Annotated in this window: 13 protein-coding genes; 7 read left to right on the top strand and 6 right to left on the bottom strand. The window is 39.8% G+C overall.

Features of this window, described 5'->3' with window-relative positions; all coding sequences use genetic code 11:
* Positions 1-111 precede the first annotated feature (111 nt).
* The gene (gene gmhB / locus AACV00_RS03185; protein WP_017827605.1) at positions 112-678 is read right to left on the bottom strand and encodes a D-glycero-beta-D-manno-heptose 1,7-bisphosphate 7-phosphatase; all 567 of its coding nucleotides are present in this window, start codon (positions 676-678) and stop codon (positions 112-114) included.
* Positions 679-888: 210 nt separating this feature from the next.
* On the opposite strand from gmhB, the gene metN reads away from it, so the two are divergent.
* From metN to proS, 6 genes are all read left to right on the top strand, one after another.
* Complete coding sequence (metN, locus tag AACV00_RS03180; protein WP_004245446.1) at positions 889-1,920, top strand: methionine ABC transporter ATP-binding protein MetN; 1,032 nt, start codon at positions 889-891, stop codon at positions 1,918-1,920.
* Complete coding sequence (locus tag AACV00_RS03175) at positions 1,913-2,566, top strand: methionine ABC transporter permease MetI (RefSeq protein ID WP_004245447.1); 654 nt, start codon at positions 1,913-1,915, stop codon at positions 2,564-2,566. The genes metN and AACV00_RS03175 overlap by 8 nt, the downstream gene beginning before the upstream one ends.
* A gap of 94 nt (positions 2,567-2,660) precedes the next feature.
* Positions 2,661-3,476, top strand: coding sequence for a MetQ/NlpA family lipoprotein (locus AACV00_RS03170; protein ID WP_004248707.1), 816 nt, complete (start codon positions 2,661-2,663; stop codon positions 3,474-3,476).
* Positions 3,477-3,606: 130 nt separating this feature from the next.
* Complete coding sequence (gene rcsF / locus AACV00_RS03165) at positions 3,607-4,017, top strand: Rcs stress response system protein RcsF (protein ID WP_004248708.1); 411 nt, start codon at positions 3,607-3,609, stop codon at positions 4,015-4,017.
* The gene (gene tsaA, locus AACV00_RS03160; protein ID WP_004245450.1) at positions 4,014-4,721 is read left to right on the top strand and encodes a tRNA (N6-threonylcarbamoyladenosine(37)-N6)-methyltransferase TrmO; all 708 of its coding nucleotides are present in this window, start codon (positions 4,014-4,016) and stop codon (positions 4,719-4,721) included. Before rcsF ends, tsaA begins: the two co-directional genes overlap by 4 nt.
* 174 nt (positions 4,722-4,895) lie before the next feature.
* A complete protein-coding gene (proS, locus tag AACV00_RS03155; RefSeq protein ID WP_049236307.1) occupies positions 4,896-6,611 on the top strand; it encodes a proline--tRNA ligase in 1,716 nt (571 codons plus the stop codon).
* Between the two features lie 118 nt (positions 6,612-6,729).
* Here proS and nlpE read toward each other — a convergent pair whose 3' ends face one another.
* Complete coding sequence (nlpE, locus tag AACV00_RS03150) at positions 6,730-7,410, bottom strand: envelope stress response activation lipoprotein NlpE (RefSeq protein ID WP_004245452.1); 681 nt, start codon at positions 7,408-7,410, stop codon at positions 6,730-6,732.
* Between the two features lie 261 nt (positions 7,411-7,671).
* Between nlpE and rof the strand changes: the two genes are divergently transcribed.
* Positions 7,672-7,932, top strand: a complete 261-nt coding sequence (gene rof / locus AACV00_RS03145) for a Rho-binding antiterminator (protein ID WP_004245453.1) — start codon at positions 7,672-7,674, stop codon at positions 7,930-7,932.
* 36 nt (positions 7,933-7,968) lie between these two features.
* Here the strand turns inward: rof and tilS are convergent, their stop codons facing one another.
* The 4 genes from tilS to dnaE form a co-directional block, all read right to left on the bottom strand.
* Positions 7,969-9,294 (bottom strand): tRNA lysidine(34) synthetase TilS, encoded by a 1,326-nt coding sequence (tilS, locus tag AACV00_RS03140; RefSeq protein WP_161680188.1) that lies wholly within the window; start codon positions 9,292-9,294, stop codon positions 7,969-7,971.
* A 174-nt stretch (positions 9,295-9,468) separates the two neighbouring features.
* A complete protein-coding gene (locus AACV00_RS03135; RefSeq protein ID WP_004250252.1) occupies positions 9,469-10,212 on the bottom strand; it encodes an SDR family NAD(P)-dependent oxidoreductase in 744 nt (247 codons plus the stop codon).
* 296 nt (positions 10,213-10,508) lie between these two features.
* Positions 10,509-11,468 (bottom strand): acetyl-CoA carboxylase carboxyl transferase subunit alpha, encoded by a 960-nt coding sequence (gene accA, locus AACV00_RS03130; RefSeq protein WP_004245456.1) that lies wholly within the window; start codon positions 11,466-11,468, stop codon positions 10,509-10,511.
* A 12-nt stretch (positions 11,469-11,480) separates the two neighbouring features.
* Positions 11,481-14,963 (bottom strand): DNA polymerase III subunit alpha, encoded by a 3,483-nt coding sequence (dnaE, locus tag AACV00_RS03125; protein WP_004248711.1) that lies wholly within the window; start codon positions 14,961-14,963, stop codon positions 11,481-11,483.
* Between the last annotated feature and the right edge of the window lie 17 nt (positions 14,964-14,980).

Below are 14,980 nucleotides of genomic sequence, written 5' to 3'. Positions count from 1 at the left end.
CGCTTAGCGCCCTGTGCCGTGACAACGAGGACGCATTATAGGGAGTTTTCTGAGGCTGGCAATAGTTTTTTGAAAAAAAATGTTTGTTTGTTGGTTAATTAAACGAAGTGCCTATTTTTTGTGGCTTTTAAGCCATTTTGGCAAGTCGGATAAGCTATCTAGAACAAAATCTGCACAAGTTTCGGCCTCTTCTGTAATCGCTTTTCCTGTGCGAACGAGAATTTTATGCCCAACGCCAGCCGCTTTTGCTGCCAACATATCTTCTTTTTTATCTCCCACCATATAAGAAGATGCCATATCGATGTTTAATTGTGTTTTCGCATCCATAAACATACCTGTTGCAGGTTTACGACAGTCACACTCTTTTTTGTATTCTTCTATAATTGCATCTGGATGATGTGGGCAATAATAAATGCCGTCTAAATCGACGCCTCGATCAGCTAAAGACCAATCCATCCATTCAGTTAAATGTAAAAACTGATCTTCACTATAATACCCTCGACCAATACCTGACTGATTAGTCACTAGCACTAAAGCATATCCCATGGCTTTTAATTCAGCCATTGCTTCAATCACACCTTCGATAAATTCAAAGTTATCAATTTCAGATACATAACCATGATCGATATTAATCGTTCCATCGCGATCTAAAAAAATCGCAGAAATCCCCTTGCTCACAGCATTACTCCTTTTAGATATTTGCGCTTAGTATCGCATGTTTTTTCTTATATAGAGAAGCATATCCACCTTTCTTTCTTTTATTGACTATTATTACCTATTACGCTTCTGCTCTTTTTTGTTGACTTGGACGTCTAGACGCCTTAACATCTATTTTAACTCGGGCAGAATAGCGTGAATGCCCCATATTCTACTTATATAAAGAACAAGATGATTAAACTGACGAATATAAATAAAGTATTTAAGCAGGGAGCGCGTTCAATACAAGCGCTATCAAATATTAACCTGCATGTGCCACAAGGGCAGATTTTTGGTGTGATTGGGTCGTCAGGTGCAGGTAAAAGTACTCTCATACGCTGTGTAAACATGTTAGAAAAGCCGACATCAGGTGAAGTTTGGGTTGATGGTCGTGATCTAACAAAATTATCTGATAAAGAATTAACCAAAGCACGTCGTGGCATTGGCATGATTTTCCAACATTTTAATTTACTGTCCTCAAGAACGGTATTTGATAATGTTGCCTTACCTCTAGAACTTGATAACACGCCGCGTGCAGATATTAATAAACGTGTTAATGAGTTATTAGAATTAGTGGGTTTAGCAGATAAAAAAGAGTATTACCCTGCCAATTTATCAGGGGGACAAAAGCAGCGTGTTGCGATTGCTCGAGCATTAGCTAATTCACCAAACGTTTTATTGTGTGATGAGGCAACTAGTGCTCTTGATCCTGCAACGACGCGTTCTATTTTAGAACTGTTAAAAGATATTAATCGTCGTTTAGGATTAACTATTTTACTTATCACTCATGAGATGGATGTTGTAAAACGTATTTGTGACCAAGTTGCCGTGATCAGTGGTGGTCAATTAGTTGAAAGTGATGCGGTAAGTGAGGTTTTCTCTCACCCTAAAACACCCGTTTCTCAAGCATTTATTCAATCAACATTACAATTGGATATTCCTGACGATTATAAAGAACGTATGAAGCCAGAGTGGGAAGAAGGCTTATTCCCGCTGTTAAAGCTTGAATTTAATGGGTTATCTGTTGATGCGCCATTAATGTCTATTGTTGCTCGTCGTTTTGATGCTGATATTAATATTTTAAGTTCTCAAATGGACTATGCCGGTGGAGTAAAGTTTGGCGTGATGCTAGCAGAATTACACGGTAAAAATGGTAACACAGAAAAGTCTATCGCGTTTTTAGAAGAGCATCATGTGAAAGTAGAGGTTCTCGGTTATGTCTGAAGGAATGATTTATTTATTAATTAGTGGGATCTGGGAAACCTTAGTCATGACATTTGTCTCAGGCTTTTTTGGTTTTGTCATTGGATTACCATTAGGTGTCTTACTTTATGTGACTCGACCAGAGCAAATTATGGCGAACTCACCCGCTTATAAAGTAATTTCTGCTTTAGTTAATATTTTTAGGGCCATCCCTTTTATTATCTTATTAGTTTGGATGATCCCTTTTACACGTATGGTAGTAGGAACATCCATTGGTTTACAGGCGGCTATCGTTCCGTTAACTGTAGGAGCTGCACCTTTTATTGCACGTATGGTAGAAAATACCTTATTAGAAATACCTCATGGTTTAATTGAAGCTTCTCGAGCCATGGGGGCAACACCAATGCAGATAATCAAGAAAGTTTTATTACCAGAATCTTTACCAGGTTTAATTAATGCTGCGACCATTACACTCATTACATTAGTTGGTTATTCCGCAATGGGGGGCGCTGTGGGTGCCGGTGGTTTAGGTCAAATTGGTTATCAGTATGGTTATGTGGGCTATAATGCCACAGTAATGAATACCGTCATTGTACTACTTGTTATTCTTGTTTTTATCATTCAGTTTATTGGCGATCGTTTAGTTAAACTGACAACACATAAATAAATGAATTAAAGGTTTCTATTCATCTACTATCTAATCAATAAATGTAGTTTGTATGAAACCTTTTATTTAACCAGTTCAAAGAAAGGGTAAATCTATGTCATTGAAATTTAAATCACTTGCTGTAGTCAGTGCGTTAGTCGGTGCTTTAGCTTTAGCAGGTTGTGGCGAAAAAGAAAAAGATCCCAATCATATCCGTGTGGGGGTTATTTCTGGTTCTGAACAACAAGTTGCTGAAGTTGCTAAACAAGTCGCTAAAGATAAATATGGACTTAATGTTGAACTCGTCACTTTCAATGACTTTGTCATGCCGAATGAATCATTAAGCCGTGGTGATATTGATATTAATGCCTTTCAACATAAGCCTTATTTAGATCAACAAATCAAAGATCGTAATTACAAAATTACGGCTGTAGGTAATACCTTTATTTACCCTATTGCTGGTTATTCTAAAAAAATAACGGATTTAGCAGATTTACCCGATGGTGCACAAGTGGCTATCCCTAATGATCCAACTAACTTAGGTCGTTCACTGCTACTTTTAGAAAAAGTAGGATTAGTGAAATTAAAGGAAGGGGTTGGTTTATTACCGACTAAACTGGATATCATTGAAAATCCGAAAAACATACAATTAGTTGAGTTAGAAGCACCACAATTACCGCGCTCTTTAGATGATCAAAAAATCTACTTAGCGGTTATTAATACAACCTATGCGAGTCAAGTTAACTTAACTCCAGCAAAAGATGGTATTTTTGTTGAAGATAAAGATTCACCTTATGTCAATATTATTGTTGCCCGTGAGGACAATAAAGATGATGAAAATGTGAAGAAATTTATTCAATCTTATCAAACAGATGAAGTCGATAGCGCTGCGAATAAGATTTTTAACGGTGGTGCAGTAAAAGGTTGGTAATCATCTCACAACTCAACTTAATAATAAAAAAGGCGGACATTTGTTCGCCTTTCTCTTTTTTACTGGGCTAATTTGCATTAAATTAGGGCGGTTTAATTTTTGTATAGACAATAATAAAGAGGATATACCCATGCACATGCGCTTGCTACTTATTGGCATTATAGCGCTGTTTATGACCGGCTGTTCAATGCAGAAATCATCTGATGTTGATCAGTCTAAGTTTACGGATATGCGTTTAAATAAACCTGGCCAACCACAAAAGCCCAAACAGCAAACTTTATCTCCTGTTCGCATTGTTGAAAAAACAGAAGATCTTTTAGGTGCGCCTTTTAAAGATTTAGGTGTTGTTGCCGGTGAATCTTGCCGACAAACACTACAAGATCCACCCGCAAGCTTACCTGCTGCGAAAAAAAGAATGGCTATCAAAGCGGCTTATAAAAATGCGAATGCAGTTTTATTACATGAATGCCAAATAGTCACAGGAATGGGTTGCTATCAATCGGCAATCTGTGAAGGTTCAGCACTATTAATTACTCAATGAATAGCTACCAAATAACATCTATAGGGCATATTATCAGCCCTTATAAAGAGAAATTTGCCGTTCCTCGCCAACCTGGATTAGTCCAGGATGGCGTAGGCCAGCTAATACTACACACACCTTATAATCATCCTGATGCAGTAAGAGGCTTAGAACAATTTAGCCATCTTTGGTTATTATTTATTTTTCATCAAACAGCGCAACAAGGTTGGCATCCATTAGTGCGCCCACCAAGATTAGGGGGGAATAGCAAACTCGGGGTTTTCGCCACTCGCTCAACTTTTCGCCCTAATGCTATCGGCATGTCATTAGTCGAGCTAAAAGATATCATTATTGAAAAGCAATCGGTGATTTTGCAACTAGGCAGTCTAGATCTTATTGATGGAACCCCCATTATTGATATCAAGCCGTACCTTCCCTATGCTGAGTCTATTGCGGATGCAACAGCAGGCTTTGCCCAATATGCTCCTCATGAAGAGATGGAGATTCTTTTTTCTGAAGATGCCACACAGCAGTTACAATATTACTCTCATCAATATCCTCATCTTATGCGATTTATCACTCAAGTATTGCAACAAGATCCGCGTCCTGCTTATAAAAAAAGCGAACAAAGTGATAGAGTATATGCGGTGCATTTACTGGATTTTAATATTCGTTGGCAAGTCAATGGGCAGCAAACACTTGTTCTTAGTATAGAACCGCGCTAACTTGCACTTACTAACATTGAAACTTCTTGTCTTTAAGCAAATCAGATTGAAAAAAATGCTTTGCCTCTTTTGGCAAACCTAAGTCACTGGTAGACTAAAGACTTTCTCTATTTATATTGATGTAGACTGGCCTGACAGTCAGCCTAAGTATTTTTGTTCTAATGGAACCTAATAATGCGTACTAGCCACTATTTGCTCTCTACTTTGAAAGAGACGCCTGCTGATGCCGAAATTGTCAGCCATCAACTCATGCTTCGCGCAGGTATGATCCGTAAACTCGCATCTGGTCTTTATGATTGGATGCCGACCGGTGTTCGTGTCCTGAGAAAAATTGAGAAAATTGTTCGTGAAGAGATGGACAACGCAGGCTCACTCGAAATTTCAATGCCGGTTGTTCAGCCTGCTGATCTATGGCAAGAAAGTGGCCGTTGGGAACAATATGGCCCAGAATTGTTGCGTTTTACAGATCGCGGTGAGCGTCCTTTTGTTTTAGGTCCAACCCATGAAGAAGTGGTGACCGATATTGTTCGTAATGAAATCACCTCTTACAAACAACTACCACTCAACCTTTACCAAATTCAAACTAAATTCCGTGATGAAGTACGCCCGCGCTTTGGTGTTATGCGTTCACGTGAGTTTATCATGAAAGATGCCTATTCATTCCATATCTCTCAAGAGTCTCTACAAGAGACTTACGACAGAATGTATCAAGCCTATAGCAATATCTTTACTCGTATTGGTTTAGACTTCCGTCCAGTATTGGCTGATACAGGCTCTATTGGTGGTAGTGCCTCTCATGAATTTCAAGTATTAGCAGATAGCGGAGAAGATGATATCGTATTCTCAACAGCATCTGACTATGCTGCTAATATTGAATTAGCAGAAGCGGTTATGCCAGCAACACCTCGTTCACCAGCAACAGAAGAGTTGCGTTTAGTAGATACACCAAACGCAAAAACTATTGCTGAATTAGTTGAACAATTTAATCTGCCTATTGAAAAAACAGTTAAAACACTTATTGTTCATGCAACTGAAGAAAGTGGTCATAAATTAGTGGCTTTATTAGTCCGTGGTGATCATGAGCTCAATGAAATAAAAGCAGAAAAATGTAGCATTGTCGCTTCACCTTTAGTTTTCGCGACTGAAGAAGAGATCCGCCAAGCTGTTAATGCAGGTCCAGGCTCTCTTGGTCCAATTAACTTGCCATTACCAATCATTATCGATCGCGCTGTATCTGTTATGAGCGATTTTGGTGCTGGTGCAAATATTGATGGTAAACACTACTTTGGTATTAACTGGGAGCGTGATTTACCTCTTGCTGAAATGGCGGATATCCGTAATGTTGTCGAAGGTGATCCAAGCCCAGATGGTAAAGGTACTTTACTTATCAAACGTGGTATTGAAGTCGGTCATATCTTCCAACTAGGTAAGAAATATTCTGAAGCATTAAAAGCGACGGTACAAAACGAAGAAGGCCATAACCAAGTTGTGACTATGGGTTGTTATGGTATTGGTATTACTCGTATCGTTGCAGCGGCAATCGAACAAAACCATGATGCCCGTGGTATTATCTGGCCTGATGCTATCGCACCTTTCCAAGTTGCCATTTTACCAATGAACATGCATCGTTCTTATCGTGTAAAAGAAGTAGCAGAGAAACTCTATGCTGACTTACGTGCACAGGGTATTGATGTATTATTTGATGATCGCAAAGAGCGCCCAGGTGTGATGTTTGCAGATATGGAACTGATTGGTGTACCACACACCATCGTGATTGGTGATCGTAATCTGGATAACGAACAAGTTGAGTATAAAGCACGCCGTAGTGATGATAAATCTCTGGTCAATGTGAATGATGTTGTTGCCTTTATTAAAGAGCAACTAGCTTAATCCATTTAATATTGTTTAGCCCTTATTGGGCTAAACTGACCAAACTTAACGACTGCTGTTACCACTTTTGTTAACGTAAAAAAAACCGCTTTATTTAAAGCGGTTTTTTTATAATGAATTAACTTCTGCTATTACGACGGCTATTGCAAGAGCCATGACGATCAAAGCGTGGTTTATTATCGGTAACCACTAATGCACGATCATACTGTCCATCTTCCATTGAAGGACGAATACTATAGTAACCTCTGACCTCTAGATAGACAGGTGTTCCGCCATCAACGCCTGTAGCAAAATAGCCTTTTTCTAATACTAATCCATCAGCGGCATAGACACGTCCAGATTGGCAATCTTTAAAGGTTCCAGCGTCAGCAAAATAGGTAAATTCCCCCGCTAACTGCTTAGGTTGAACCTTTGCTAAGGTATAATTAAGACCCGAATTAATTACATTACCATCGATATCCAACATAACTAATTTATCTTCACGAGGTAAATAGTAACTCTTCTCGCCATAACTATTAGTCAAGGTCAGTTTATCTTTACTTAATGACCAAGTACCTGACTCAAAAAAACTTCGATTGTCATCAGAAGTGCCTTGGTAACTTTGCTCCATTACATAAGAGCCATCTTGATTGACAAGAATAGTCGTGTCGATACCAGAACAATCGGCACAAGGTAGAATACTGTTATATGTTTGATCAACAATTTTACCATCGAGTGACAGGCCAATATTATTCTGGCAGCCTGACATAATAAATAACCCTGCAGCAATGGCTGCAAATAAAAGTTTTTTCCCCATCATCAACTCCCTAAGTTCTGGGTACTTTCTAATTTCTCGTTTTCAATGCTAGTTTAGCATTTTTTTAAGCAAAAAGGGTGAATAAAACCCCCTTTAAGATAATTACACTACGTTTTAGTATAAATTCTTAAATCTTGTCGCAGAATGCACTATTTCAGAAAATTATCACAATAACTATTGTGATCACTTCGAATAACAGCATAATGATTTTATTCTGAATTATTCACTGGCGGCAATACCGCCACGAACGAGTGGTGAGGGAATATGTCAACAAATACAGAATATCAACCAATTAATTGTGATGATTATGAATATTTGGAGTTAGCTTGCCAACGAGGCTTAACACTCCATATTGAATTACATAATGGTGAGCAAATTGATGGTGTCGCAGATGATCTCTTTTTAAGTAAAAAAGTTGAATATCTGAAAGTAAAAACATCTGAGGGTGCAAAAGATTTACGACTGGATATTATTGCCAGTTTTTCTCATCCCGAACTTGGCACTATCATAATCAAATCTGAATAACTATTTACATAAACAACCGCCGTAATTGGCGGTTGTTTACGACGCTTGCCACTCAATTGTTATACTTTGTTCTGTTGTTGCATTTCCCTCTAAAGTCACAAAAGTATTAACCCCTGCAATTAATGTATCGTTATAATAAATCAATGGGATACGAGTTCTTTGCCATGGGGCAATATTAAGCTCTTGCCAAATTTTCTTGCTTGATCTGGCCAAATCTCGCCCAACAATACGTAAAGATGAAGCGGTTAAGCCAAAACGAACCGTCACTTTTTCATCTGCTAACGGTGCTCTGCAGATTGTTTTACCGCTATCACGACTCACCGCTAATATCCCTAACTGATTAGGCAAAATTAAAGGTTGTGATAATGACCATTCGATAACCCTATCCGTTAGTTCTTCCATAACAGGCACAAGATAGAGGCGTTGTTGATAACGCCTAACTTCATCTTGGAAAAAACGTAACCGTGGCTCTGCATCTGCTTTAGCTAAAGCAACTTCTTGCCATAGCCGCGACAATTGAGATCTTGATGGCATGCTTTTATTACATTTAGCAAACCAACGACGCAACAATGCATTACGTTTTATTTCGCTACAGCGGGACAATAAATTGATATCTAAACTCTGATGCTCATCAATCAATTGCTGCAATTCTACATCGAGTAACTCATCTAAGAGCGCTTCTTGTTCACCACACAGTGCGGCACTACGAGTGACAGCTTGAGAAAAATGTGGCCAGCGCTGAGTCAATAGAGGCATAACATGTAAACGTAAGAAATTGCGATCATAGCGATCATCTTGATTACTATCATCCTCAATCCATAATAAACCGTGCTCATGTGCATAAGCTTCGATTTGCTCACGTGTGATATTAAGTAATGGTCGTAATAAATACCCTTGTTCAAAAGGCATTTTTGCAGGCATTGAAGACAACCCAGCCGGTCCACTACCGCGTTTAAGCGCTAATAGGAAAGTTTCCGCTTGATCATCTTGATGTTGTGCCGTCACTAAAACTTGATTAGGCTGTAAATATTGGCGATAAGCTTGATAGCGCGCTTCTCTGGCACCCTGCTCAATTCCCCCTTCTTTCCCATTGACTTGTACTCTTTCACTGATAAAACTGACCTGCCAGTTATGACAAAAATGTTCGCAATGCGTGAGCCAATCATCGGCTTTTGAATTCAATCCATGATGAACATAAATTGCCGTTAATTCTAAAGGAAGTTGATATTTATCACGTAAGTAAACCAACCCATGCAATAAAACGGTTGAATCAACTCCACCACTAAAACCCACTAAAATATGAGTATGAGAGCCAATTTGTCGTTTAATTTCGTTAATAAGAGGACAATTTTTCAGTTCCATAGCATTATCAGTTATCGAGGAATTCAATGGGTTATGTTAAGCCTTTCCATTGCATTTTGCACGAACACAACCTTTCGCCACAACATAATAAAAAAGAAAGCAGAATATAGCTTTTCACTTAAGCTGATAACGATACTAAGAAAATGCTGTCCTCATCGCTGTCATGGGTTTAAATTATGCCGTAAAACCACCATCAACGAGATAAGAAGCCCCTGTGACAAACGAGGCGGCATCACTTGCTAAAAAGGCAACAACATTAGCCACCTCTTCAGGTGTACCTAACCGACCAATAGGGTGTAAAGCGACGAGTTTTTGTTTGTCTAATTCACGCCCCTCTAATAAAGGAGTATCAATATAGCCTGGACAAACAGCATTAACACGAATACCTTGACTGGCATAATCAAGCGCTAACGTTTGTGTGAGTAATTTAATGCCCCCTTTAGAGGAGCAATAAGCAGGAAATGCATGCTGGCCGACAAAAGAGCAGATTGAACTACAGTTAACAATAGCGCCTGTGGTTTTAGTTTCTAACCAATGTTGAATAACCGCGCGGTTAATAAGAAATAGTCCATTAAGATTAACATCAAGCACTTTTTTCCATTGATCGTAATGTAATTTATCGGCAACGGTATCGGTTAAAACCCCCGCATTAGCAAATAAAAAATCCACTTTGCCATAATGTTTTACTACATGCTTAACCAGTTGTTGATTATCTTGCTCATTGGCGGCATCCATTTGTACAAATTCTGCGGAAAACCCTTTATCTTGCAAATACTTTTGTGCTTTTTCCCCACGACCTGAATGACTTCCAGTAATAACAACCGATGCCCCTAGTGATAAAAATTTCTCAGCGCTAGCTAAACCGATACCACTATTACCTCCGGTGATAATGCCTACTTTGTTGCTAAATGAAATCATAACTTTTCCTTCTTTGATTAACGATAAGCCTTATCAAATCATAGGTAGGGTTACGTATTTTTTAAGCAAAGATAAACATAAATCTTATATTTGAGATCGAGTTAACATATTGATATATAATTAAAAATGAAAGTATCACAAGCTATTACTATTAATAATAGAAATAGTTTTATAAAAGAAAAATTAGCTGGAGTGATAGTGGTGTGATAATAGCCTGATCCTATTCGCCATAAAAAAAACCCCATGCTATAGCATGGGGAGTGATCTTTTTAATGGCTAGCTAAGTACCCGCTCAATCAGCAATAGCCATATTCCATTAAGCGTTGATAACGGCGGTTAGTGAGTTCTTCTGTATCAAACTCATCTAACTGCGCTAAATCAGCTTTTAGCTGTGCTTTTAGTGATGCTGCCATTTCATCATAATGACGATGAGCACCACCTAAAGGTTCAGGGATCACCGTATCAATCAATTTTAATTCTTTTAAACGATTTGCCGTGATCCCCATAGCTTCAGCAGCTAATGGTGCTTTATCAGCACTCTTCCATAGAATAGAAGCACAACCTTCTGGCGAAATAACGGAATAGGTGCTGTACTGCAACATATTCACTTTATCACCCACACCAATCGCCAAAGCACCACCAGAGCCACCTTCGCCAATAACGGTACAAATAATTGGCACACCAAAGCGAGACATTTCTCTTAAATTACGAGCAATCGCTTCTGATTGTCCACGCTCTTCAGCGCCCACCCCCGGATAAGCTCCCGGAGTATCAATAAAAGTGATAATAGGTAATTTAAAACGTTGTGCCATTTCCATTAAACGCAGCGCTTTGCGATAACCTTCAGGAGCCGGCATACCAAAATTACGACGAATTTTTTCTTTCGTTTCACGTCCTTTTTGATGACCAATGATCATCACCGGACGACCGTCTAAACGAGCAATACCACCGACAATCGCTTTATCATCAGCATAAGCGCGATCACCCGCCAACTCCTGAAAATCAGTAAAAACACGATTAATATAATCAAGGGTATAAGGTCTTAATGGATGACGAGCAAGTTGTGCCACTTGCCATGCACCAAGATCAGAGAAAATTTTTCGAGTAAGTTCTAAACTTTTTTCTCTTAAGCGTGCAACTTCTTCATCAATATTAATATCAATTTTTTCATCATGTTGGCTAACTGCGGTTAGCGAATCGATTTTCGCTTCTAACTCGGCAATTGGCTGTTCAAAATCCAGAAAATTAAGACTCATAACATTCCTATTCTAGTCAAATTCTAATTCCACCTGCTCATTACCCAGCAGAGTTCGCAGATCGGTCAAAAGCATATCAGTCGGCGTTACTCGCCATGTTGCACCAAAACGCAAACGTGCACAGGCATCATGCTTTTGAAAATAAAGATGAACCGGGATCGTGCCTGAACGATGAGGTTCTAAAACGCCGCGAAGACGATTTAATAATTGCTCATTAATTTGCCTGTCTGATAACGAGATAGCAAGCCCTCGAGCATATTTTTCACGCGCTTCGTTAATATCCATTAATTCGCGGACTGTCATTTTAAGCCCACCGTTGAAATCATCAAAGCTGACCTGCCCGGTAGCAATTAAAATCCGATCTTGTTCCAATAGATGTTGGTATTTATCTAATGCATCGGAAAATAACATAATTTCCAAACGACCAGAACGATCATCTAACGTACATATACCAATTCTATTCCCTCGTTTAGTGGTAAAGACTTTCGAAGCAAGGACTAATCCTGCCACTTTTACCATCTGACCTCGGGGGGTAGGTACTAAATCTTTTAGACGGGTTCCTGCCGCATATCGTTCAATTTCTTTTAGATAACGGGTGATGGGATGTCCCGTTAAATATAAACCGAGGGTTTCTCGCTCACCTTCTAAAACAACTTGATCTGGCCATTTAGGTACATTGGCATAAGAACGTTCCACTTGCTCTGGGGCTTCTGCCAATACACCAAACATATCGGATTGCCCAATGGCTTCCGCTTTTGCGTGTTGATCTGCCGCCTTTAAGGCATCTTCCAGCGAAGACATTAATGCTGCACGGTGAGGCCCTAATTTATCAAATGCGCCTGACATTATCAGTTTTTCCATCACTCGGCGATTCAATTTTTTGGTTTCTGTTCTCGCACAGAGATCAAAAATATCTTTAAAATGACCACCTTGTTGACGCGCTTCGACAATTGCCTCAATAGGGCCTTCTCCAACCCCTTTGATGGCCCCTATGCCATACACTATTTCGCCTTCATCATTAACATGGAAATGATAAAGCCCACTATTAATATCTGGAGGAAGGACTTTTAAACCCATTCGCCAACATTCATCCACCAGACCGACCACTTTTTCGGTATTATCCATATCGGCAGTCATGACTGCCGCCATAAACTCCGCAGGATAGTGAGCTTTTAACCAGAGCGTTTGATAAGAAACTAAGGCATAAGCCGCTGAGTGCGATTTGTTAAATCCATAACCGGCAAATTTCTCTACCAAGTCAAAGATTTTCATGGCTAATTCGCCATCAACACCATTTTTAATCGCCCCCGCTTCAAACACAGAGCGCTGTTTTGCCATCTCCTCAGGTTTTTTCTTACCCATCGCGCGTCGTAACATATCCGCGCCACCCAAGGTATAACCGGCAAGTACCTGTGCTATCTGCATCACTTGCTCTTGATACAAGATAACACCATAAGTTGGCTCTAATACAGGCTGTAAGCTCTCATGTTGCCATTTAACATCAGGGTAGGAAATCTCTTCAACACCGTGTTTTCGGTCGATAAAGTTATCCACCATCCCCGACTGTAAAGGCCCTGGGCGAAACAGTGCAACTAACGCAATCATATCTTCGAAGCAGTCTGGTCGCAGACGCTTTATCAGATCTTTCATACCACGGGATTCCAATTGGAATACCGCGGTGGTTTCAGAGCGTTGCAACATATCGAAGCTACGCTGATCGGTTAATGAAATGGCTGATATATCAACAGGCTCAAGTGATTTTTTAGCCCGTCGAGCATTAATCATTTCTAATGCCCAGTTGATTATCGTCAGCGTTCTTAACCCTAAGAAGTCAAATTTAACAAGACCGGCATATTCAACATCATTCTTATCAAATTGTGTAACCGGGTTATTCCCTTCCGGATCGCAATAAAGTGGCGCAAAGTCGGTAATTTTGGTTGGAGAAATAACGACACCACCGGCATGCTTACCCGCATTACGCGTTACCCCTTCTAATTTACGCGCCATATCAATAAGCGATTTCACTTCTTCATCAGCTTCGTAAATTTCAGGTAACTGAGGCTCGGCGGCAAAGGCTTTTTCTAACGTCATTCCCGGATCTGGGGGAACAAGCTTGGAAATTCTATCAACGAAGCCATAAGGGTGTCCTAAAACACGCCCAACATCTCGAATAACAGCTTTGGCCGCCATAGTACCAAAGGTAATGATTTGCGATACGGCATCACGACCATACATATCCGCAACGTGATCGATAACTCTATCGCGCTTCTCCATACAGAAGTCAACGTCAAAGTCAGGCATTGATACACGTTCTGGATTAAGAAAACGTTCAAACAGTAGATCAAACTCAAGAGGATCGAGATCTGTTATCTTAAGCGAATAAGCCACCAGTGAGCCAGCACCTGAACCACGTCCTGGCCCTACAGGAACGCCATTATCTTTAGACCACTGGATAAATTCCATCACTATCAAAAAGTAACCGGGAAATCCCATCTGGTTAATAACTTTAAGTTCAATCTCAAGACGCTCATCGTATTCAGGACGTCGCTTTTCTCTCTCTTGCGGATCAGGAAATAAAAAGGCAAGGCGCTCTTCTAAGCCCTCTTTGGACTTTTTAATTAAGAAATCTTCTGTACTCATATCCCCGGTCGGGAATTGAGGAAGAAAGTATTCACCTAAACGAATGGTCACATTACAGCGTTTGGCTATTTCAACACTGTTTTCTAATGCTTCAGGAATATCAGCAAAAAGCTCACACATCTCTTCTTCTGTGCGCATATATTGCTGAGGACTGTAGTGTTTAGGACGTTTAGGATCGGATAATGTGAAACCATCATGAATAGCCACGCGAATTTCATGAGCATCAAAATCATCACTATCCAGAAAACGGACATCATTTGTCGCAACAACAGGAAGCCCTTTTTCTGATGCTAAGGCTACAGCTTCGTGTAAGTAGCTCTCTTCATCCGGACGCCCGGTACGAATAAGCTCTAAATAATAGCTATCAGGAAAGTGCGTTTGATAATATTCAAGACATTGCTCAACTAAAGCTCGATTACCGCGTAGTAGGAATTTACCAACATCTCCCATTCTACCGCCAGAAAGCAACAAGAGACCTTCTTTATATGTTGTTAACCACTCTTGTTTGATAACCGGTCCGGCAGCACCATAACCATGTTTATAAGCTTCAGAAATCAATAGTGTTAGGTTTTGGTATCCCACATTATCACGGGCGAGAATGGTTAAATGCGCGTATTCATCACCTAATAGTTCCGTTTCCAGATAGACATCTGCACCAACAATAGGTTTGATACCGGCACCATGAGCCGCACCATAAAATTTCACTAACCCACATAAGTTAGTGAAATCTGTAATTGCAAAAGCAGGCATACCCAGCGAAGCCACTTTCTTCACAAGAGGCCCTGTTTTTGCCAATCCATCGATCATTGAATAATCGCTGTGTACCCTTAGATGGATAAAACGAGGATCTGCCATATCTTATTAATTACTCT

The organism is Proteus sp. G3927 (assembly GCF_963894685.1).
GTDB classification, from domain to species: Bacteria; Pseudomonadota; Gammaproteobacteria; order Enterobacterales; family Enterobacteriaceae; genus Proteus; species Proteus mirabilis.
The sequence above is the reverse complement of the archived record's forward strand: the minus strand, read 5'-3'. Positions and strand labels throughout refer to the sequence as shown.